Genomic DNA, 23,093 nt, shown 5'->3' on the forward strand with positions numbered 1-23,093 from the left:
TGCTTTTGATGAATTTATTACCCGGAATAGTTTTGATCAGGAATTAAACGCGTCTTTACTCCCTAAACTTCTCAAAAACAACTGGCACAATTTTATCTAGTATTAAGAAACTAAAAATAAAACCAATGATAACTTTAAAAAAAATTACTACTTACTCAACAGCTTTATGTTTAGCTGTAACATTAATGAGCTCTTGCTCTTCAAATTCAACAGACACTAAAGAAATGGCTGAAGAGTCAAACGAAGAAAAATTTGATAACAAAGGCGAAAAAGCTGCAGACCATTTGGTAGAAGCTTATTCAGGAAATATGTACGAAGTAAAAGCTTCTGAAAACGCTGCTATGAACGCCTCTGATCCTGAAGTGAAAAAAATTGCTGCTATGATGGTAGAAGCACATACAAAAATGAATACAGATGTAGCCAGCCTTGCCGGTCAAAAAAATGTAACACTTCCAACCGATCTTACGGATGACCAAAGAAAATGCATCGAAAAATTAACTGAAAAAACAGGGGTTGATTACGATAAAGAATATATTTCTGATCTAAAAGATAAGCATGAAAAAACTTTAAAAATGCTTCAAAAAGTATCTGATAAATGCGACGATGCTGAAATTAAAAATTGGGCTACTGCCTCCATTCCTGAAGTGCAACACCATTTAGATATGGTTAATGCTGCTCATGAGAATTTAAAAAACCGCAAGTCATAATTTTGATTCACGGTAAACTGAAAAAGGGCCCCTTTCGGAGCCCTTTTTTTTGTCACAAATGACACGGATTTCACTGGTTTTTAATTATATCAGATCAGCGATATCGTTATAATCAGTGGCTAACTTCTTCAGGCTGTAATCTGCGAAATTTTAATTCAGATATCCCTCAATACTCGTATCAAACGACTTCTTAAAATCACTTACAGTACCATAATTCGTTCCGTCAATAACAATCGCATTTCCTTTTACAGATCCTAATTTTGTAAACGCGACACCTTGTTTTTTTAATTCTGCTTCCACAGCTGCATTAGATCCCGCTGAAGCACTTACCACCACACGGCTTTGAGCTTCTCCGAATAAAAACGCATCCTTTCTTACAGATGAATCAGATGAAATTTCAAATCCTAAATTGTTCACCATGCTGCTTTCTAAAAGCGTCATAAATAAACCACCATCACTTAAATCGTGTGCAGAATTAATGGCTTTTGAACGAATAAGTGCAGTAACTGTTTGCTGTACTTTGTATTCTGTCTCCAGGTCAAAATAAGGAGCCGGGGTATTTTTTACCTTATGAAAACTGTATAAATATTCTGAGGAAGAAATATCGTTTTTACTTTCACCGATTAAATAAATAGTATCGCCTTCGTTTTTAAAATCTAAAGTGGTTTTGTGAGCTTTGTCTTCTACAATTCCAATCATACCAATGGCAGGAGTTGGAAACACTGGTCCCTCGTAGCTTGATTGATTATAAAAACTTACGTTACCGCCTGTTACAGGTGTTTCAAATTTTAAACAAGCTTTGCTCATTCCTTTAATAGAACCAACAAACTGCCAGTATACTTCCGGATTGTAAGGATTTCCAAAATTCAAACAATTTGTCACCGCGCTTGGAATACCTCCGCTGCAAACAATGTTACGGGCCGCTTCACTCACAGCAATAGCACAACCTGTTTCAGGATCTGCATTCACATAACGTGCGTTACAATCCACTGTCATTGCCAAAGCTTTTTTACTTCCTTTAATATTTACAATAGCAGCATCACTTGGTGCATTCGTACTCATATTAATAGTTCCAACCATACTGTCGTATTGGTTATAAACCCAACGCTTGCTGGCAAGATTTGGATGTTTTGCCAAATGTTCCATCGCCGGTTTCAGATCCTTTGGTTCCGCAACCGAAGCGATATCGAATTTTTTAGACTCCGCAAAATAAGCCGGTTCTTTATACTCGCGCTTGTAAATTGGAGCGCCACCTCCTAATACTAATACTCCCGCAGGCACATCAGCTACTAACTCGTCGTGCATGTAATATTTTAAACGATCACCTGCAGTTACTTCTCCTATTTGCTCACAGTTAAGATCCCATTTATCGAAAACCTTTTTTACCAGCTCTTCTTTTCCTTTTTCTACAACTACCAACATACGTTCCTGAGATTCAGACAAAAGAATTTCAAATGGATGCATTCCTGCCTGGCGCGTAGGAACTTTGTGTAACCATATGTTCATGCCGTGCTCACCTTTAGCACTCATTTCAGAAGTTGAACAGGTAATTCCTGCTGCTCCCATATCCTGCATGCCAATAACAGCACCGGTTTTAATCACTTCTAAAGTTGCTTCCAACAATAATTTTTCCTGGAACGGATCTCCCACTTGTACTGATGGAAGGTCTTTCGCCGAGTCTTCAGTCAAATCTTTACTGGCAAAAGCGGCTCCGGCAATTCCGTCTTTTCCGGTTGAAGATCCAACAATGAATACTGGATTTCCAACGCCATAAGATGTTGCGCTTACTGTTTCACCTGTTTTTACAATCCCCACGCTCATGGCATTTACCAAAGGATTCACGTTATAACATTCGTCGAAAAATACTTCTCCGCCTACAGTCGGAATTCCAAAGGCATTCCCATAATCACCAATTCCTTTTACAACTCCCTTTATCAGCCATTGTGTTTTCGGTGAATTGATATCACCAAAACGCAAAGAGTTTAATTGCGCAATGGGACGAGCACCCATGGTAAAAATATCACGGTTAATTCCACCAACACCTGTTGCTGCACCTTGATAAGGTTCTAAAGCACTTGGGTGATTGTGCGATTCAATTTTAAAACAACAAGCTAAACCGTCGCCAATGTCAACCAATCCGGCATTCTCTTCACCTGCTTCTGCAAGCATGTGCGGACCTTTCTTAGGCAGAGTTTTTAACCAGGTAATTGAATTTTTGTAAGAGCAGTGTTCGCTCCACATTACCGAAAAAATAGAAACCTCCGTAAAATTTGGGGTTCTTCCAAGAATTTCTTTAATTTTTTCAAATTCCTCAGGTAAAAGTCCCAGGTTTTTTGCCGCTTCAAGGTCAGCTAATTGTTCAGAATATTTAAGTGTTGACATAGGTGATTTTAAAGGCACAAAGATATTATTTTTAACCCCCCGGTAAAGTGTTTTTTAATGAACATTTTCGCAAAATTTTGAGAAAAAGAAGCCGTATCGCCTCTTTCGTCGAATATTGACGCGTTTTAGCAAATTAAAACAGTCTAAAAACCTATAAACTTCTATTCATTTTTTATATTTGGTCGTTTAGTTTAGCGCCTATGTACCTTCCTGTATTAAGATCTCTTTGTATAAATTTATTTGTTGTTGTATGCCTGGCAGGGCAAGCACAAACAAAGCTTACACAGTTTTCTACCGACACCACAAAATTTACCAGAGACCTTAATCAGTATTTCCAGGATAACTCTGCAAATAAAGTTCAGGCTGCTGACTACATTCGTGAGTTTGAAAAGTTGTGGAAGGAAAATGTGGTAGCTGGTTATTACAAAGAAATAATCATGGAAACCTCTAATACCATGCTCACTAAGCGCATGAAGCCTTTTCCTTATTTTATCGGATATCTTAACACCGTGGTAAATGCCATAGTTGCAAAACAAAGCATAGAGAATTTTCAGAACTGGCAAGCCTGTGTCGACAAGCTTTTGAAAAGTAAATCGAACAGAGGTGCTCAGGATTTTTTAGACATGAGTGAAAATATTTTTAAGAATAATACCTTTTATAAGACTCCTTCGTACCGTTATTACAGTATTGAACCTAACTACAAATTTGTATACGACACCATTCCGCTGGTTATATTTAACGACATTACACTCATAGGCGCAAATCCACGCGGCGACAGCCTTGCTATTGAAGAAACGAGTGGTACCTACTACCCGATAAGCGGAAAATTCGTCGGCAAAGGTGGGAAGGTAAGTTGGGTAAAAACAGGCCTCGATGCTGAAGTATACGCGACATTAAAACGCTACACCATTGATTGTAAAGTAGGAAATTATACCAGTGACAGCGCTGTGTTCCAGGGTAAACAGTTCTTTAACCAGCCACAGCTTGGAAAAATAAACGACCGGGTAATCACTGAAAATGGCGAACTCACCTATCCCCGCTTTGATTCTTACAGCAAAAGACTCGTAGTAAAAGATATTTATCCGGATATAGATTATGAAGGTGGTTTTGGCATGAAGGGCGCAAAATTCGTGGGAACGGGTGTTGGTTCAAATATGGCCCGTCTGGTTTTTAAAAACAACGGTGTCCGCTTTTTAGAAATCAGTGCGCGTGCCTTCGGTATGGGAAAAGAAAAAATTGTGGGAAATCCTGCGCAAATAAAATTCTTTCTCGAAAAAGACACCATCTACCATCCTTCCTTAAGTTTTACCTACCTCGTTGAAAAAAGGCTTGTGACTATTTTACGTGGCGATGACGGCCTTCAAAAAACGCCTATTCAAAATACCTTCCACAAGTACGACATGTATTTCGAGGAAATTGTATGGAATATTGATGAACCTTTTCTTTCGTTTAATTTTCTTCCAAACAATTTACAAGGCGAAGCTTATTTCGAGTCTTCTGATTTTTACAACCGTGATAAAGCAGAAGCGATTCGTATGGGAGAAAAGATCAGCCCTATTACCAGGATGATCGAATATTACAATGAAAATAATAAACCTCAGACTTTTACGGTTGTCGATTTTGCAAAGTATATACGTTTCCTTGCTAATGACCTTCGTCCAATCATTTTTAAAATGGCCGTTTTTGGTTTAATTTATTTTAATCCGGAGACTGATGAAATTAAAGTACGACAACGTTTATTCGACTATGCCGAAAACGCAAAACACAAACACGATTACGACATCTTAACCCTTCACTCCGTAAATCCGGGAAAAGATAATGCCACCATGAATCTTCTTAATTTCGATCTAACGGTTCACGGTGTAAGGCAGGTATTATTAAGTGACACGCAAAAAGTATTTATCTTCCCGAAACAAGGAGAAGTGCTTTTGAAAAAGAACAGACGCATCGATTTCAGCGGCACCGTAGCTTCTGGTAAATTTGAATTTGTAGGTAAAGACTTTGTTTTTGATTATGATCTTTTTAAGATCAGTATGAAGACGATTGATTCCATAAAAATTTACGTGGAAGCTTTTGAACCTGACGTTAATGGAAACATACCCTACAAAAAGGTACAAACATTAATTGAAAATGTAAACGGAGAATTGCGTATCGACGCCCCAAAAAATAAAAGTGGCTTTGGAAAAGCCCCTACCTTTCCAAGCTTCCAGAGCTTTAAAGAGAGTTATGCTTTTTATGATAAACGCCAGATTTTTAAAGGTGTTTACGACCGCGATAGATTTTATTTTAAGTTAGACCCATTTAATATCGATAGTCTCGATAACTTCCGTAACGAGGGTATGCGCTTCGATGGAACATTCGCCTCCGCAGGAATTTTCCCGGATTTTAAAGAAACTCTTGCTTTACAAAAAGATTATTCACTCGGATTTATAAGGCAAACTCCCCCTGGTGGTTTTCCAATCTACAAAGGTAAAGCAAACTTCGACCAGGAAATTCGTTTAAGTAACAAAGGTTTAAGGGGTGGCGGAGATCTGAAATTCAGCTCAAGTTTATCGAAGGTCCCCGACCTGATATTCTTTCCGGATAGTGCTAACGGTATAGCCAATAGCTACGACATCGCCGAGCAGGATAGTCCGGAGTTTCCTGTTGTGCATGGCGATACAGTGCGCTTACATTTTATGCCTTTTGAAGATCTGTTACAGTCTTTTGATATCAGAACTCCCTTTCTGGCCTATAGAGAGAAGGTTCAGTTTCGTGGACGCTATGATCTTACCTTTAAAGATTTGGTAGGAAATGGAAAAGTAGATTTTGAAAAAGCGAACCTGGTTTCTACCAAAATTTTATTTGTTAAGCGGCGCATTTTTAGCGATACCGCCAACTTTCGCCTGAAAGCCTTTGAGGAGGAAGGGTTCACATTTAGTACCGTTAACGTTAATGCTAAGATTGATTTCGACCAGCGCATTGGCGAGTTTGTTACCAATGGAGAAGGTTCGTATGTGAAGTTTGATAAAAACCAGTACATCGCTTTTATGGATCGTTTTAAATGGTACATGGATGCGGAAGATATTGAATTGGGTGACACTCAGAAAAAAGCTGTACAGGATACTTCTGAAGCCGGCCTCGATCTCGAAGGTCCCGAGTTTATCAGTATTCATCCGAAACAGGATTCACTGCGTTTCTTTGCGCCCGGCGCGAAATACAATTTACGCAAGTACATTATTCGTTGTGTAAATGTTCCTTTCATCAATGTGGCCGACGCCAGGGTTTTTCCAAAAGAAGGTGATGTTACCGTCTTTAAAAACGCGGTGATGGATACCCTCCGTCAATCTTCTATCCTGGCTAATACAGTTACCAAGTTTCACATGATTCGCAACACAACTGCCAATATCTATGGGCGACGAAGTTACCTGGCATCCGGTGAATACCAATACCTCGATGAGAACGATAAACCCTACTTAATTTTATTTAAAACTATTAAACCGGATACCTCAGGACAAACTATTTCAGAAGGGGAAATTCCTGAAAAAGAAAATTTCAAATTCAATGATTATTTCAGTTTCGCAGGAAAGGTTTATTTACAAGCTACACAACAGTTCTTAACTTTTGATGGGGGAACTAAAATTGTACACAACTGTAACAAAATCGGAAAATCCTATTTGAAATTTACCGGCGAAATAAATCCAAAAGAAATTTTAATTCCGATTCCAAAAAGCTCTTTGGATATGCGAGGTGCACCGGTTGGTACAGGCTTATTTTTTAATCCTGATTCCAATAAGGTTTTTGCCTCATTTTTATCCTTGCAAGGTTCAAGAAGTTCTCGTGATGTAATTGAAGCCGAGGGGGTGTTAACTTTTGACAGAGAAAATCAGCAATACGAAATCTCAAACAAAGAAAAATTAGAAGAGATGAGTTTGCCTGGAAATTACGTGAGTCTAAATACCTCTAATTGTCTGATTAATTCAGAAGGAAGCTACAACATTAGTACCGACCTGGGACAAATAAAATTAAAGAATGTGGGTAACGCGGTTTACAATGCCGTTAACGACAGCATTAATTTTAATCTCATGATGGTTTTCGATTTCTTTTTTGAAGAAAGTATTCTTAGAAAAATGGGTAAAGATTTTGAACTCTCAGCAGGTTCGTTAAATCCAACTCCTTTTGAAGGGGATCTCTTTAACCACGGTATGATTGAACTTCTTGGAAAAGAGCGTGGCGACCGGGCTCTATCTGAATTAAACTTGTACGCAAGCTTTAAAAAATTCCCTGATGAGTTAGAAAAAGCAATTGTGTTGAACGATGTAAAGCTAACTTATAACGAAAAATTAAAATCTTACATCTCTACCGGACCCATAGGCGTTAGCAATATTCTAAAAACAGAAATTTTCAGATATTTCGGCGGACAATCCATCATTCAGATCACTAAAAAAAGTGGCGGAGACATATTGGATATCTATCTCGAAGCGGATGCTAACACCTGGTACTATTTTAACTTTACCCGCGGAAAAATGCTTGCAGTGAGCAGTAATAAAGATTTTAATACCTCATTAACAGAATTAAAAAGCAAGAACAAAAAAATGAACGTCGAGAAAGGTCCTTCCTATTCTTTCGACTCCAATAATCCTGCTAAGAGGCAAAAATTTCTTGATAATTTAAAACGTAGCGGCGCCTTAGGTGGCGACGAGACTGAGGAGAAAAAAGACGACGAATAAAATGAGGATATACGCTTTAAGCATCTTTTTCTTGTTTAGTTCTTTGTGTTGTTTTTCGCAAGCACCAAAGTTTGATATAAAGTTTTCAGAGCCACTGGCTATTTTTTCGTACGTTGATCAGTTGTCATCAAAGCATCCTGACAATGTATTCAAAAAACAATTCAGCACATCTATTTATAACCGGGAAAAATATAAAACTTTGTTAGCCCAGTTTGATACACTTCGCATTAATTACTCCTACCATTTCGAAGGATTTCCCTATGGTTCTAAAAATCCGGGCATGACAGAAGCACTGATTAAGAAAAATCTTATCAGCAGCGCTAATCTTAAAGATTTTAAAAAACGTGCAATAGGAATTCTTCCTAATTCAACGCTCTTGCAACTCAGCGCCATCTTATATGAGTTTCAGATTGTGTACAGAGAATTGGTTTATCAACCCAATAAAACAAAATTCGAAAAACAATTAACAGAGATAACTGAGCTTATAAAAACAAAAAACCTCAGCACGTATTTTGATAAAGGATTAACATTTTATAAATCTAACTGGGACGAATCCTTTGCGTTTGAAATTGCTTTTTATCCTTTTCCAGATGAAGTAGGATTTAGTGCGGAAGCATTTTGTAATAATGCTATTTGTGCAATAACACCAGACACTAAAGATTATAAAATTCTTTTAGGAGTTGTTATGCATGAGATTTACCATATTCTTTACAACGAACAATCTGTTTGGGTTAAAAATAACATTGCCAAGTGGTTTGCCGCTAATTCTTCCAAATGCAGTGTCTACGGCTATCATCTGCTCAATGAAGTTCTCGCTACAGCACTTGGAAACGGTTACGTTTACGAAAGTCTGAGCGGAAAAAAAGATGAAGGTGACTGGTATAACCGTAAATACGTAGATCTAATGGCAAAAAAGATCTATCCGATGGTCGTGGATTACATCACGCAGAAAAAACCAATTGACGAAGGTTTTGTAAATATCTATCTTAAATTTTACGATGAAAATTATTCTGACTGGTTAAATGAGATGAGTAATATAATGTGCTACCGTTACATTATAACCGACAGTGCCACCGATTTCTCTGTCTTCTCAAAACAATTTCCTTATGCTTCACTATCACAATATGAAGATCAGGTTACGGAACTTTCTATTCAAAAATTAAAAGCTACCCCGGTAACTAAGATCATCATTGTATCTAAAGACAATGAGACGAAGTTAGCAATGATTAAAAAAGAATTTACAGAATTAAAAGAGTGGAAATATAAGGCCAAAACAGATTTTATTTACACTACTTTCTTAGAAGATAAAACACAATTTCTCCTTATCAATACAGTGAAGAATACAACCGAACAAATGATCAACGGTCGTATTTTACTTCCAAAATAGTTTAATTTTTTAGCAATCGCTTTGCAATAAAACCTGAAGAAGTTTTAATTTTTATAAAATAAGTGCCCGCAACAAGGTCATCAGTAATAATTTCGAGTGCGTACTTATCTGTTTTAAAAACAGGCAGGTTAATTAAACTACCAAAAGCATCATAAATACGTATGTCGGCCGGCACAGATAGCGGTTCAGATGAAAGAACAGTCAGCTTATTTTGAAAAGGATTAGGGTAAATCTTTACGATATTATTGCGATTGCTTACATCAAAAGTAATTATATCATAGTTTGTACTTGTTCCGTCTTTGTCGGTCTGTCTTAGATAATAATAATTTAATCCCGTACTACTTTCCGGATCATCCACACTATAATTAACCAATCTATTGCTAGTTCCTGACCCTGAAATTTGTGCTAGCTCATACCAGCTCAAACCATCTTTTGATTTAAATAAAGTGAAATAATCATTATTCATCTCAGAGGCTGTACTCCAGTTTAAATTCACGCTTCCATCTCTTAACAGGGCATAAAATTTTAAGAGTTGTATCGGCAACGGTGATGATGACATACATGCACACATGGCTCCATTTGGCACTACCTGCCGGGTTATACTAAGTCCTGCAGATTGGTATTCAAGCACACAGCGATTGTTACCTGTATTTTCACCATAATGAATTTTGAAATCCTGTAAGCAATTGGCTGTAAAAATAGCAACCGCTGAAACTGTTGTGGGAGAGTGCAATCCTCCGTTATTGATAAAACTATTTCCTGAAGTTGGATTAGCAATCAATGCATTTCCTCCAAGGAAAAGGTAACAGGCATCATCGCTTGTTAAATAGAAAGTGTAACTCCCGGCTGCTACAAAAATTCTACCACTGAAACGCGTACTGTATGTTTCAGGGCTTGCGTTACTTCCAGATGCAGGAGGCGCGATCGATCCCCAGTTGTCAGTAGAGTAGCCAATCGTGGATTCATTGCGTGTTAAACCTACGGTTGTTGCGGTAAAATAAGTATGCACATCATTGAAATACCCTGAATAATATTCTCCTGTGGCTCCGCTACTGCATGGACAAAGTGTGCCTGAAGCAGTGCAACTAAAAGTTGTCTGGCAAAATATTCTTAAGGATAAAAAAATAAGTAGTACGCAAAGAATTATACTTTTCATTGTATTACGAATTATTAATGAAAGATAAACATTAAAACAGAATCTAATTTATTTTCTATCGCTGATAATAGGGCTTTTGACGAAGCCTTTAAATTCCCTGTGGTTTTCCCACACTTTATCTAGTAGAAGTCTCAGAAAAACCCACAAGTCTTTATCTTAAAACCTCCTTCTATCCCGGTATTGGGATCGAAGAATCAGGATTTTTTTTAACGCATTCAGAAGGGTTTATAGACTATAAAAAATAAATCAGTCGCTCTACTTATAATCCCAGTAGTATTTCCTCTGGATTTTTACCTCCAAACAACATACGACTTGGATTTTCAAGCATCTCTTTTACTTTCACTAAAAAGCCAACACTCTCCTTACCGTCAATTATACGGTGGTCGTAACTTAATGCAACGTACATCATCGGGCGGATAACAACTTGACCGTTAATCGCCATCGGACGCTCAACCACATTGTGCATACCCAGAATTGCGCTTTGAGGAGGGTTGATAATTGGTGTGCTCATCATACTTCCAAAAACACCTCCGTTGGTAATAGTAAAAGTTCCACCTTCCATATCAGGAATGCCTAATTTACCGTCACGTGCTTTAACAGCAAGTTCTTTGATTCCCATTTCAATTTGGGCAAGACTCATTAATTCTGCATTGCGCAAAACCGGCACCATTAAGCCTTTAGGAGCACTTACTGCTATTCCAATATCGCAATATTTATTGTAAACAATTTCTTCGCCATCAATCATACCGTTTACTGCCGGAAAATGAAATAAAGCTTCGGTAACCGCTTTGGTAAAGAAACTCATAAAACCTACATTGGTTCCGTAAACCTCTTTGAATTTGTCTTTGTATTTGGCGCGGATAGCATAAATCTCGCTCATGTCTACTTCATTAAATGTAGTCAACATAGCTGTTTCGTTTTTTACAGCCACCAACCGTTTAGCAACGGTTTTACGAAGATTACTCATTTTCACACGTTCTTTGTCACGCGAACCCTGCCAGCTATTGCTTAATGCTTTTTCAGCAGTAGGTAAGCCGTTAGAGAGTGCAGATAAAACATCTTGTTTAGTGATGCGACCGTCTTTACCGCTTCCGTTTAACTGATTAGAAGAAATATTATTTTCAGCCATCATCTTACCTGCTGCAGGACTCGGAGTTCCACTTGCGTAGGTTTGTTTGCTATCAGCCGATTGCTTACCGACTTCTGCCGACTGCTTGCTGACGTCTGCCGTCTTCTTACTTTCAGTTGCTTCTTCTTTTTTAGGCTCAGCTTTCGTTTCCTCTTTCTTAGCTTCAGCTTTGGGTTCGCTTGTGGCAGATGCCGTTTTAGCCTCCGGCTTAACTGAAGTGTCAATTTTTACAACTACCTGTCCTACTTTTACAGTATCGCCTTCACCAGCCATCAATTCTATCTTACCTGCCTCTTCAGCATTTAAAGTTAAAGTAGCTTTATCTGAATCAATTTCAGCTAACACTTCATCTTTTTCAACAACATCACCTGTTTGTTTTACCCAACGGGCAATGATCACTTCTGTGATAGATTCTCCGGGACTTGGTACTTTTAATTCTACGATTGCCATAATTTTTTATTCTATTGAATAGGTTTCTAATTTTATTTTACAAGCACTTTTGAATTTGAAAAAATGCTCACCATAATTTCTTCGCTTTCCGCAGCATGACGTTTTGCAAATCCTGTTGCCGGACTTGCTGCTTCATCCCTTCCTACGTACCGCATGTTAAGCGAACGAAGATTTTTATCTACAAATCTCCACGCTCCCATGTTCTCAGATTCTTCCTGCACATATAAATACTCTTTTACGTTTTTATATTTCGCAAGAATAGCATCTATTTGTTTTTGTGGGAATGGATACAATTGTTCTAAACGGATAAATGCAATATCGTTCGTTCCTTCCTTCTCTCTGCGCTCAATTAAATCGTAATAAATTTTTCCTGAACAAAAGGCCAAACGCTTTACTTTTTTCACATCAGCCGTTACATCATCAAAAATTTCATTAAATTTTCCTTCTGTGAAATCTTTAACGCCACTAACACAAGTTGGATAGCGCAATAATTTTTTAGGCGTAAAACAGATTAACGGTTTACGGAAATCTCTTTTTAATTGGCGACGAAGTGCGTGAAATTGTTGTGCTGGTGTTGTTGCATTTATTATTTGCATGTTATTTTCAGCGCACATTTGAAGGAAACGTTCTATGCGCGCACTCGAGTGTTCCGGACCCTGTCCCTCATACCCGTGTGGTAATAATACAACGAGACCATTCATTCTTCTCCATTTATATTCGGAAGAGGATAAATATTGATCAATAATAATCTGCGCGCCATTAAAGAAATCGCCAAATTGTGCTTCCCATATTGTTAAAGCATTTGGCGATGCATATGCATAGCCGTATTCATAACCAAGAACCGCGTATTCACTTAAATGCGAGTTGTAAATTTCCAATCTTTCAGGTGCGCCAAAATTATTTAACGGCACGTATTCTTCTTCACTATCTTCTACTTTTATTACAGCGTGACGGTGAGAAAAAGTTCCGCGTTCAACATCCTGTCCGCTAAAACGCACTCTGTGGCCTTCGTTCATTAACGACGCGTAAGCCAACAATTCTCCCATTGCCCAATCGTAAGTGTCAGATTTAATCATATTCTGACGATCGTTGAATAAACGTTCAATCTTATTAAAGAATTTTTTATCCTTAGGTAATTGTGTCGTTTTTTCGGCTAGTTCTAAAAATAACTTTTTATCAATGCCTGTTGCTGGTGATTCATCAAAATCGTGACCACCGGCCATTTGCACGCCTTTCCACGGACCTTGAAGAAAAGAGGTGATTTTAGCCTTCTCTACTTTTTTTGCAGCCTCCAGATTTTTTTCCAAATCATCCTTAATAGCTTTTTCTATGTCTGAAATTTCTTCAGCAGTGAACGAACCTTCCTCAATTAATTTCTTAGCGTAAATTTCTTTTGGATTCGGATGTTTTGCAATTTCTTTGTAAAGTAATGGCTGAGTGAAGCGAGGTTCATCACCCTCATTGTGTCCGTATTTACGGTAACATAAAATATCAATAAAAACATCTTTACGGAAATTCATTCTGAACTCCATCGCCATTTTTGCAACAAGAGTTAAAGCTTCCACATCATCACCATTTACATGGAACACCGGAGCTTTTGTCACTTTTGCAACATCTGTACAATAAGTGCTTGAACGTGCATCTCTGTAATTAGTTGTAAATCCAACCTGGTTGTTAATTATAAAATGAATTGTTCCACCAACTTTGTATGCATCTAAATGAGCCATCTGAACCACTTCGTATACTACACCTTGGCCTGCAATAGCAGCATCACCATGAATAATGATAGGACAAACTTTTCTGTGATTTCCTTTATGACGGCCATCGATTTTAGCGCGGGTAATTCCTTCAACAACCGGAGCAACAGTTTCAAGGTGCGATGGATTCGGCGTTAAAGAAATGTGAACTGTTTTACCAGATTCGCTGGTAACGTCGTTACTGTATCCCATGTGATATTTAACATCACCGTCAAATAGGCCGTCTTCACTAGGGCGTCCTTCAAACTCTGTAAAAATATCAATTGTTGGTTTATTCATAATGTTCGCGAGAACATTTAAACGACCGCGATGTGCCATTCCGATTACATAATCTTCAATCCCCATTTCAACACCATGCTCCATCAAAGAATTCATAGCTGGTAGAAAAGATTCAGCCCCTTCTAACGAAAAACGTTTTTGTCCTACAAATTTTGTAGCAAGAAAATTCTCAAAAGTAACGGCTTCTGTAACTTTTTTCAGAATACTCATTTTCTCTTTTTTAGAGAAATTCGGAATGTTTTGAGAAGTTTCCATTCTTTCCTGCAACCAGGTTAAAAGATTTGGATTTCTGATAAACATATACTCAACGCCAATACTTTGGCAATAAGTTTTTTCAAGATGTTCTATGATGTCTTTTAACTTGGCATCTCCGATTTCAATTTCGGTTCCTGCATGAAAAACCGTTTCAAGATCACTTTTATCCAGATCAAAAACATCTAAACTGAGATCCGGTTTATACTTGCGTCTGTTTCTAACAGGGTTGGTTTTTGTAAATAAATGCCCCCTTGTTCTGTAACCATTAATAAGGTTAATTACGGCGAATTCCTTGCCAACATTATTATCTGAACTTGAACCTTTGCCAGCCGAACCGCCTGCATTTGCCGCAGTACTATTCGCTTTGGAATAATCTGCTCCAGCAAATTCAAAACCTTTAAAAAAATCCTGCCAACTTTTGTCCACAGAATTAGGATCCTTTAAAAATTGAGCGTAAAGTCCTTCAATTGCTACTACATCACTGTTTCCTACGTAAGAAAATTTGTCCATTTTACCGAGTTAGAATAATGGGTAAATTTAAAGAAATTATTGGGATATAAGCTTGAAAAAAGGCCAAAATTACTAGGATAAACCGTTCTGAAGAGCATTCTGTGCTAGACGATTTTTCACTCCACCAAAATTTCTTAAATCAAAGAATTTAAACTGGCTTGTTCTAAGTTTTTATTTACTTTTACGCTAGTGAAATATTTCCTGACATTAGCTTTAGTTTTAACTCTTTTCGGCCTTCGGGCTCAGGAAACTGTTAATCCATTGCAAACACAAACTCAGCTTAAAGTTAAGGAACTTGTAGATAAAAAAGCTGAATATAACCGTTTAACAGGTGGCAAACAGGATGGATACCGCATTAAGATCCACTTTGGAAGCGACCGTGATGCTGCAGAAGCAATGCGCATTAAATTCGCCAGTCGTTTTACAGAGTATTCTTCCGATAAAGAGTATGAACAACCTTACTTTGTTGTGCTGGTTGGTGATTACAAGACCAATCTTGAAGCCTATGAAGCTCTTAAAAAAATTCGTCCTGAATTTCCAAATGCTTTTATCGTGAAAACGAAAATAAAAGCCCGCTAATTATTTTAAAGGATTTTTCTGCAGTTCAAAGTTTTCAGACTTGGCTGATACTGCATGTTTTTCAGCTCTCAAATCGTCGTTTACACCTAAAGAAGGTTCATGTCCGCAAATTTCTCTGCAAACAGACGTATCCATTTGACATAGCGTTTTGCAATTCGATTTATCCAGTAACAGTTGTTTGATAATGCCAGGTTGCTGATGTGTGATCTGATGCCCTGTGTGTTTTAGTTTTACAAATACAGCGGGACAAGCGGTAATATACTTTTTAGCAAATGAATAATTTGCTGTATCCGCTACCTGATCTTCTTCCCCTGTGATCACATAAGTGGGTGTGTTTAACTTTTGCCACTCCGGAATCATAAGGCGCATTTCCTGTGCATGTGAAAATTTTTCTTTTGTGGCAACATTTAAAAGATCGGGTAAAGCCCACTGCACTAAGCGCGAATTGCCAATATCACTAAACCAATAAAATTTTTCTTTATCAGGATCAATTACCGGCGACACCATGATCAGTTTCTCAAAAGTTTCAGGAAAATGAATCGCAAGCCAGGCGGCAATGGGTGCACCGTATGAACGACCCACCATAAATACCTTTCTGTTGGCGGTATTCTCTTTGTCAATAATATTTTTAATCGCAAGTGCCTGTAGTTGCGTCGACAACACTTCCTTACCATACTCCGATTTTCCATAACCTAAACGGTCAACCGCAACAATCTTAAAATTTGCCTGCAACAAGCTGTCATCCGTTAGATTCATATAACCATACCAGGCCCCGGGAGCGCCGTGAATCATAACTAATAATGGCAGTGTGTCACTTTTGCTTAATACAGCGTAGTGCATTTTATGATCTGAAAAAACCGTTTCTTTATAAACAGGTTTAACCGGCTTGCTAAGATAATGTTCCTGCAATTCAGCATCTGTGTAAATGTATTTATTCAGATAACAGCGACTAAAGAATAAACTCAGTACGGCAATAACGCCAGTTAAAAAAAGGATTTTTTTCATTTAATAAAAGTAAGGACCAAAAAATGATATAATAAAGTTAACGAAAAAAACCCTCCGTTATTGGAGGGTTTTTAATTTTTAACTCAAGCCTTAACATTTAATAAGAGCTTTCCACATGTGGTATTAGGCCTCTACAGGCTCTTCCATATATGCTTCAATCGGAGCACAAGAACAAACCAGATTACGGTCACCGTAAGCGTTATCGATTTTACCTACACTTGGCCAGAATTTATTGTCACGTACCCAATTTAATGGATAGGCAGCTTTTTGACGTGAGTAAGGTTTTTTCCAATCATCACTAATCACTAATTTACAAGTGTGTGGCGCGTTTTTAATAACGTTATCGGCTTTATCAAATTTACCGTCTTCAATTTCTTTTATTTCTTTGCGAATAGCGATCATAGCATCACAGAAACGGTCCAGCTCAGCTTTTGATTCTGATTCTGTTGGCTCTACCATTAAAGTATTTACTACCGGGAACGCTACCGTTGGAGCATGGAAGCCATAATCCATCAAACGTTTTGCGATATCTGCTACTTCAACTCCTGTTGCCATTTTAAATTCATTACAATCTAAAATCATTTCGTGAGCGCAACGTCCGTTTTTGCCTGTGTAAAGAATTTTATAGTGATCTTTTAAAGTTTCTTTAATGTAGTTGGCGTTTAAAATAGCCATTTCAGTAGCTTGTTTCACGCCATCATTTCCAAGCATTTTAATATAGCCATAAGAAATAAGCAAGATCAACGCACTACCATAAGGAGCTGCCGATACCGCGTGAATCCCTTTATCACCACTAGTATTAATAATAGTATGTGAAGGTAAAAACGGAACTAATTTTTCAACTACCCCGATTGGTCCCATTCCAGGACCTCCACCGCCATGAGGAATAGCAAAAGTTTTATGAAGGTTTAAGTGGCAAACGTCTGCTCCGATATTACCGGGAGAGGTTAAACCTACTTGAGCATTCATGTTTGCTCCGTCCATATAAACCAATCCACCGTTATCGTGAATTAATTTGGTGATGTCCATAATAGACTCTTCGTACACACCATGTGTAGAAGGATAAGTCACCATTAAACAAGAAAGGTTGTCTTTGTATTTTTCCGCTTTTTCCTTTAAGTCAGCAAGATCAATATTCCCTTTGTCGTCACATTTGGTAACTACGATAGTCATACCCGCCATTGCTGCGCTTGCAGGATTAGTGCCGTGTGCAGAAGAGGGAATTAAAGCCACATTTCTGTTAGCATTTCCATTCGCAATATGGTAAGCTCTGATAACCATTAAACCTGCGTATTCTCCTTGAGCACCAGAGTTTGGTTGAAAGCTCATGCGGGCAAATCCGGTAATTTCAGAAAGATCTTTATTTAATTGCTCGATCAATTCTGTATAGCCTTGCGCCTGATCAACCGGCACGAAAGGGTGAATGTTTGCAAACTCCGGCCAGGTAATTGGTAATAATTCAGATGCTGCATTTAATTTCATCGTGCAAGATCCTAAAGAGATCATTGAATGAACCAATGATAAATCTTTGTTCTCAAGACGTTTGATATAACGCATCATATCACTTTCACTATGATAAGTGTTGAAGGTTGGATGCGTTAGATAGCGTGAAGAACGATTTATAGCGGATTTCGAAATCAGATCAGAGGCCTTTACTTCAGCCTTTGTTGTTACACCAAAACTTGCTAAAATATCGGCGATATCATTTTCCTCCACTGTTTGATCTAAGCTTAGAGCAACGTGTTTATCATCTACTTTTCTAAAATTGATTTCTTTTGAAACAGCTGCGGCCATTACTTTCGCAGCATCGCATTCAACCACAATGGTATCAAAAAACACTTTGGTTTTAACAGTTAAACCGCCTTTTTTCAATTCTCCCGCCACTGCGGCCGTAGCGTTGTGCACACCTTGTGCAATTGCTTTAATGCCTTCTTCACCATGATATACAGCGTACATACTCCCCATGATAGCCAGTAAGGCTTGGGCGGTACAAATGTTTGAAGTTGCTTTATCGCGTTTAATGTGTTGCTCACGTGTTTGAAGTGCCATACGCAATGCAGGGTCTCCTGCTGTATCAACCGATACACCAATGATACGTCCTGGAATTAAACGTTTGTAATCTTCGCGGCAGGTAAAGAATGCTGCGTGCGGACCACCATAACCTAGTGGAACACCAAAACGTTGTGAGTTACCTACCACGCAATCTGCGCCCCACTCTCCCGGAGGAGTTAACAAAGCAAGTGCCAGAAGATCTGTCGCTACGGCAACCTGGATATCTTTCGCTTTTGCTTCAACCACAAAGTTTTTGTAATCTACTGCTTCTCCGTTAATATCCGGATATTGAATCAGCATACCAAAAAACGATTCGTCTAATTTTGTTGTAGATGTATCGCCGATTACAAGCTCAATTCCATAAGGCACGGCGCGGGTTTTAACCACATCAATAGTTTGAGGAAAACACGTGCTGCTAATGAAGAATTTATTAGCGTTGTTTTTTATTTTGTCTTTACTGCGGTGACTGTAAAACATAAATAAAGCCTCTGCAGCTGCAGTTGCTTCATCTAAAAGCGATGCATTTGCAATTGGCATGGCCGTAAGATCCATAACCATAGTTTGGAAATTAAGAATGGCTTCTAAACGTCCTTGCGCAATCTCAGCCTGGTAAGGCGTGTAGGCTGTGTACCAGCCTGGATTTTCCAGAACGTTACGCTGAATCACCGCGGGTAAAATATTGTTATAATAGCCCATGCCTATATAAGAACGAAATAACTTGTTCTTTTTTCCAAGGGCTTTTAAATGTTTGGAATACTGGTACTCACTCATAGCAGGCGCTATACGAAGCGGTTGCTTTAAACGAATAGTAGGAGGAACTGTCTGTGAAATTAATTCATCAACACTTGCTACTCCAATTTTCTTTAGCATAGCTTTAACCTCTTGCTCACGAGGGCCGTTGTGACGGCTCACAAATTTGTCGGTAGTCATTTAAACGCAAAATTTTAGTCCGCAAATTTACTAAAAATAAGGCGCTTATGCAGATACTTTGTTACAAGAGATCTTAACCAATTGTTAAAAATAAAAAAGGCAAAAAAAAAGACTAAGCAGCCATACCACTTAACTTGTCGATGGTGCTGTAAAGAAGGTTCATATTGATGGGCTTGGGAATGAATTCATCTGCGCCTAAAGTGAGGGTGTTATTAATCAGAGGGCCACCAGGGAGACCAGAGATGAGAATAATGGGAGTCTTTGGATAAAGGTTTTTTAGAGTGCATGTTAATGACATGATCGGGGTATCAAGCATAATTACATCAGAAATAATCAGGTCTATTTTATGGTCACTAAGTTCATCAAGAGCCTTAATGCCATTGGAGGCGGTGTAAACATGATAGCCTTGCTTGCTCATTGTTTTACTGATTAGAAAAAGAAAATCTTTATCGTCATCAATTACCAGGATATTTTTTGAGTTCGGTTCCATTGTATGTATATACGGGGCAATTTTCATACCAGATGTTTAAATTGTACTGATAATAGGCAACGCAAGCGTTAAAATGCGTGAAAATTCGATGAATAGGGGTTTTCTGGGGGCGAACTGACTTACTTGCAAAAAAATAAAGTCAAAAAGAGAGGTAAAAATCTTGGGGTAATTTGACTTTTGCTCTTATTGCGCATCCCACAACAGTATTTTTTTCTACGGTTTAAAAATTAATCTTATTTTTGCAATCCAATTATAATGCGGGGGATTAGCTCATTTGGCTAGAGCGCTTCGCTGGCAGTGAAGAGGTGATCGGTTCGAATCCGATATTCTCCACCAGAGTCCCGGTTTTGCCGGGACCTTCTTTTTTACATAGATTTTAAGTTTACATTCTTTATTCAATTTAAGAGAGGATTAATTCTCAGGAGACTTATTTAACCCAACAGCAGAGATCAAGCGGAAAAACTCGAAAATGTATTGAAGGCTTTGCCCGGTAAGGCACTAGCTCATTTGGCCAGAGCGCTTTGTTCCGACTTAAAATTGGCATGAAGAGGTGATCGGTTCCCCCGATAGCTATCGGGGCGATATTCTCCACCAGAGTCCCGGTTTTGCCGGGACCTTCTTTTTTCCATAGATTTTAAGTTTACATTCTTTAGTCAATTTAAGAGAGGATTAATTCTCAGGAGACTTATTTAACCCAACAGCAGAGATCAAGCGGAAAAACTCGAAAATGTATTGAAGGCTTTGCCCGGTAAGGCACTAGCTCATTTGGCCAGAGCGCTTTGTCCCGACTTAAAATTGGCATGAAGAGGTGATCGGTTCCCCCGATAGCTATCGGGGCGATATTCTCCACCAGAGTCCCGGTTTTGCCGGGACCTTTTTTTTTACATAGATTTTTAGTTTACATTCTTTAGTCAATTTAAGAGCGTATTAATTCTCAGGAGATTTATTTAACCCAACAGCAGAGATCAAGCGGAAAAACTCGAAAATGTATTGAAGGCTTTGCCCAGTAAGGCACTAGCTCATTTGGCCAGAGCGCGTTGTTCCGACTTAAAATTGGCATGAAGAGGTGATCGGTTCCCCCGATAGCTATCGGGGCGATATTCTCCACCAGAGTCCCGGTTTTGCCGGGACCTTTTGTTTAGCATTTAACGAGATCTGGGTCAAAAAAAAAGGCGCCTTTCAGCGCCTTAAATCAATTCTCTACCTGGGTATCCCCTACATACATGCCATTCTTGTAGACGGCTACGCGTGTTAAAATACCATTATCATCATAAAAGTAGGCTTTCCCATCCATAAAACGGTTCTCTTTAAACACGCCGTCTTTGGTAATTTGTTTGTTCTTATTATATAAGGTATACTGACCATTCAAAACCATTGGTCCCTTTGCCGGAACGCCTTTTTTAGCAGCCTCATTCGGACGTTCATCGTCTCTTACTTTCACTACGGGTGCATTCTCTGCAGGATTATCAGATTTAGGCTGAATTGGTTTCTTTGGAGCAAATTCTTTTATGGAGGCTACATCAACATTTCCATCGGCAAAGTTCTTTTCTGCTTTTTGATCTCCGTTTTCGTAGTATTCTTTTATGATCCCGCTTTCTTTACCATTTGAAAAATTTCCTTCAATGGCCAATTGTCCGTTTTCATAAAAATATTTTTGAGACCCTTCGCGTTTACCCGTTTGGCTGAATACAAATTCGTGTTGTACCTGGCCGTTATCGTAGTATAATTTATAATTACCTACCCAACGGTTGTTTTTCCAGTTTCCTTCTTCGCTTATTTTTCCGTTTTCATGAAACATTTGGGCGTAACCATCAGGACGCCCATTTACGAATGTGAGTTTGTTTTTCATATTGCTGTTGCAATAGTACTCCATCCATAATTCTGTTTTTTTATTGTCTCTGTATTTCCCTTCTTCGGCCTTTTGATCGGGTTTATAGCAGCTTCCGGGTTTGTGTTTGCCCATTAAAATCCACTTGCCTTGTTTCTTGCCATCCACATCAATTTTATTGATAGTGTCTTTGCCATTAAGCTCCCAGTTCTGGGATTTAACCAGCCCGGCGAAACAAAACAAAAATAAAACGGCGACAAATTTCTTCATGATCAATTATCAAATATAATTGTTTTTAATCTCACTCACTTATTTTTTAGATTAAAATTCAAAACTTATTTATAAATGTTAATATTTAACGGACGAAAGGAAATTTAACTGCGGGAGCTTACTTTTTAAGGAAAGGAATCTTGCAAACCTTTGCTTTAATAGCTTTATCACGAATCATAATGTAAATTTCAGAATCTGCTTTTGCGAATTCGGTAGCTACATAACCCATACCTATGGCTTTATTAAGAGTGGGCGATTGTGTTCCTGAAGTTACTTTACCAATCACCTTACCGTTAGCGTCGGCAATCGGGTAATCGTGGCGAGGAATCCCACGGTCAATCATTTCAAAACCAACTAGTTTTTTTGAAACACCAGTTTGTTTTTGAGTTTCTATGTTTTTTCTGTTAGTAAAGTCTTTAGTGAATTTGGTAATCCAGCCTAATCCAGCTTCAATGGGAGAGGTTGTATCATCAATGTCGTTTCCATACAGGCAAAAACCCATTTCTAAACGCAGAGTGTCACGCGCTCCTAATCCAATCGGACGAATATCGAATTCTTTTCCTGCTTCAAAAATACCATCCCACATTTTGTTTGCGTGTTGGTTATCGAAATAAAGCTCGAATCCACCCGCACCTGTATAACCAGTATTGCTAATTACCACATTGTCGATACCATTGAATTTTCCCTTTACAAAGCTGTAATAAGGAATATCCGCCAATTTAACATCCGTTAGTTTTTGAAGAGCTGCAATAGCGTTCGGACCTTGAACCGCCAATAACGAAGTATCATCCGAAATGTTTTTCATATCCACATTCCAGGTGTCGTTTTGTTTGATCCAGTTCCAGTCTTTTTCAATATTGCTGGCGTTAACTACCAACATATAAGTTTCTGCATCTATTTTATAAACCAAAAGATCATCTACAATGCCGCCATCGTTATTAGGTAGGCAAGAGTACTGGGCTTTTCCATCGGTTAAAACAGAAGCGTCGTTACTTGTTACTTTTTGAATAAGATCTAAGGCATGAGGCCCTTTCAAAATAAATTCGCCCATGTGACTAACGTCAAATACCCCGACACTGTTTCTCACAGCAGCGTGTTCTTCGTTTAATCCTTTATAAGAAACAGGCATGTTGTAACCTGCGAATGGCACCATTTTAGCGCCAAGGGAAATATGTTTTTCAGTTAGGGCTGTCGACTTCATTTCAGATGTATGTTTTT

Annotated in this window: 13 protein-coding genes and 1 tRNA gene; 5 read left to right on the forward strand and 9 right to left on the reverse strand. The window is 38.4% G+C overall.

Annotated elements, in window-relative coordinates:
• The first annotated feature begins 125 nt into the window (after positions 1-125).
• Positions 126-707, forward strand: coding sequence for a hypothetical protein (locus CNR22_09150; GenBank protein ID PBQ31929.1), 582 nt, complete (start codon positions 126-128; stop codon positions 705-707).
• A 150-nt stretch (positions 708-857) separates the two neighbouring features.
• On the opposite strand, the gene CNR22_09155 is transcribed toward CNR22_09150, so the two are convergent.
• On the reverse strand, positions 858-3,089 hold the full coding sequence (locus tag CNR22_09155) for a phosphoribosylformylglycinamidine synthase II (GenBank protein PBQ31930.1): 2,232 nt from the start codon (positions 3,087-3,089) through the stop codon (positions 858-860).
• A gap of 200 nt (positions 3,090-3,289) precedes the next feature.
• On the opposite strand from CNR22_09155, the gene CNR22_09160 reads away from it, so the two are divergent.
• Positions 3,290-7,798 carry a hypothetical protein gene (locus tag CNR22_09160; GenBank protein ID PBQ31931.1) on the forward strand — a complete coding sequence of 1,503 codons (4,509 nt, stop codon included), beginning with the start codon at positions 3,290-3,292 and terminating at the stop codon, positions 7,796-7,798.
• A gap of 1 nt (position 7,799) precedes the next feature.
• The gene (locus CNR22_09165) at positions 7,800-9,185 is read left to right on the forward strand and encodes a hypothetical protein (protein PBQ31932.1); all 1,386 of its coding nucleotides are present in this window, start codon (positions 7,800-7,802) and stop codon (positions 9,183-9,185) included.
• 1 nt (position 9,186) lies between these two features.
• Here CNR22_09165 and CNR22_09170 read toward each other — a convergent pair whose 3' ends face one another.
• The 3 genes from CNR22_09170 to CNR22_09180 form a co-directional block, all read right to left on the reverse strand.
• Complete coding sequence (locus tag CNR22_09170) at positions 9,187-10,341, reverse strand: hypothetical protein (protein ID PBQ31933.1); 1,155 nt, start codon at positions 10,339-10,341, stop codon at positions 9,187-9,189.
• Between the two features lie 259 nt (positions 10,342-10,600).
• A complete protein-coding gene (locus CNR22_09175) occupies positions 10,601-11,920 on the reverse strand; it encodes a dihydrolipoyllysine-residue succinyltransferase (GenBank protein PBQ31934.1) in 1,320 nt (439 codons plus the stop codon).
• Positions 11,921-11,952: 32 nt separating this feature from the next.
• Positions 11,953-14,721 (reverse strand): 2-oxoglutarate dehydrogenase E1 component, encoded by a 2,769-nt coding sequence (locus CNR22_09180; GenBank protein ID PBQ31935.1) that lies wholly within the window; start codon positions 14,719-14,721, stop codon positions 11,953-11,955.
• Positions 14,722-14,859: 138 nt separating this feature from the next.
• Between CNR22_09180 and CNR22_09185 the strand changes: the two genes are divergently transcribed.
• Positions 14,860-15,300, forward strand: coding sequence for a hypothetical protein (locus tag CNR22_09185; GenBank protein PBQ31936.1), 441 nt, complete (start codon positions 14,860-14,862; stop codon positions 15,298-15,300).
• Here CNR22_09185 and CNR22_09190 read toward each other — a convergent pair whose 3' ends face one another.
• The 3 genes from CNR22_09190 to CNR22_09200 all read right to left on the reverse strand — a co-directional run bounded on the left by CNR22_09190 (position 15,301) and on the right by CNR22_09200 (position 19,804).
• Entirely contained in the window at positions 15,301-16,305 is a 1,005-nt protein-coding gene (locus CNR22_09190) for an alpha/beta hydrolase (GenBank protein PBQ31937.1), read from the reverse strand. It lies immediately after the preceding gene.
• Positions 16,306-16,428: 123 nt separating this feature from the next.
• Positions 16,429-19,287, reverse strand: coding sequence for a glycine dehydrogenase (aminomethyl-transferring) (gcvP, locus tag CNR22_09195; GenBank protein ID PBQ31938.1), 2,859 nt, complete (start codon positions 19,285-19,287; stop codon positions 16,429-16,431).
• A gap of 112 nt (positions 19,288-19,399) precedes the next feature.
• On the reverse strand, positions 19,400-19,804 hold the full coding sequence (locus CNR22_09200) for a hypothetical protein (protein PBQ31939.1): 405 nt from the start codon (positions 19,802-19,804) through the stop codon (positions 19,400-19,402).
• A gap of 232 nt (positions 19,805-20,036) precedes the next feature.
• Here CNR22_09200 and CNR22_09205 point away from each other — a divergent pair.
• Positions 20,037-20,113: transfer RNA gene (locus CNR22_09205), tRNA-Ala, on the forward strand.
• An 856-nt stretch (positions 20,114-20,969) separates the two neighbouring features.
• Here the strand turns inward: CNR22_09205 and CNR22_09210 are convergent.
• Together CNR22_09210 and gcvT are read right to left on the reverse strand one after the other, a co-directional pair.
• Positions 20,970-21,875 carry a hypothetical protein gene (locus CNR22_09210; protein ID PBQ31940.1) on the reverse strand — a complete coding sequence of 302 codons (906 nt, stop codon included), beginning with the start codon at positions 21,873-21,875 and terminating at the stop codon, positions 20,970-20,972.
• A 118-nt stretch (positions 21,876-21,993) separates the two neighbouring features.
• Entirely contained in the window at positions 21,994-23,076 is a 1,083-nt protein-coding gene (gene gcvT / locus CNR22_09215) for a glycine cleavage system protein T (protein PBQ34862.1), read from the reverse strand.
• Positions 23,077-23,093 lie beyond the last annotated feature (17 nt).

The sequence above is a fragment of the Sphingobacteriaceae bacterium genome (genome assembly GCA_002319075.1).
GTDB lineage: Bacteria > Bacteroidota > Bacteroidia > B-17B0 > Aurantibacillaceae > Aurantibacillus.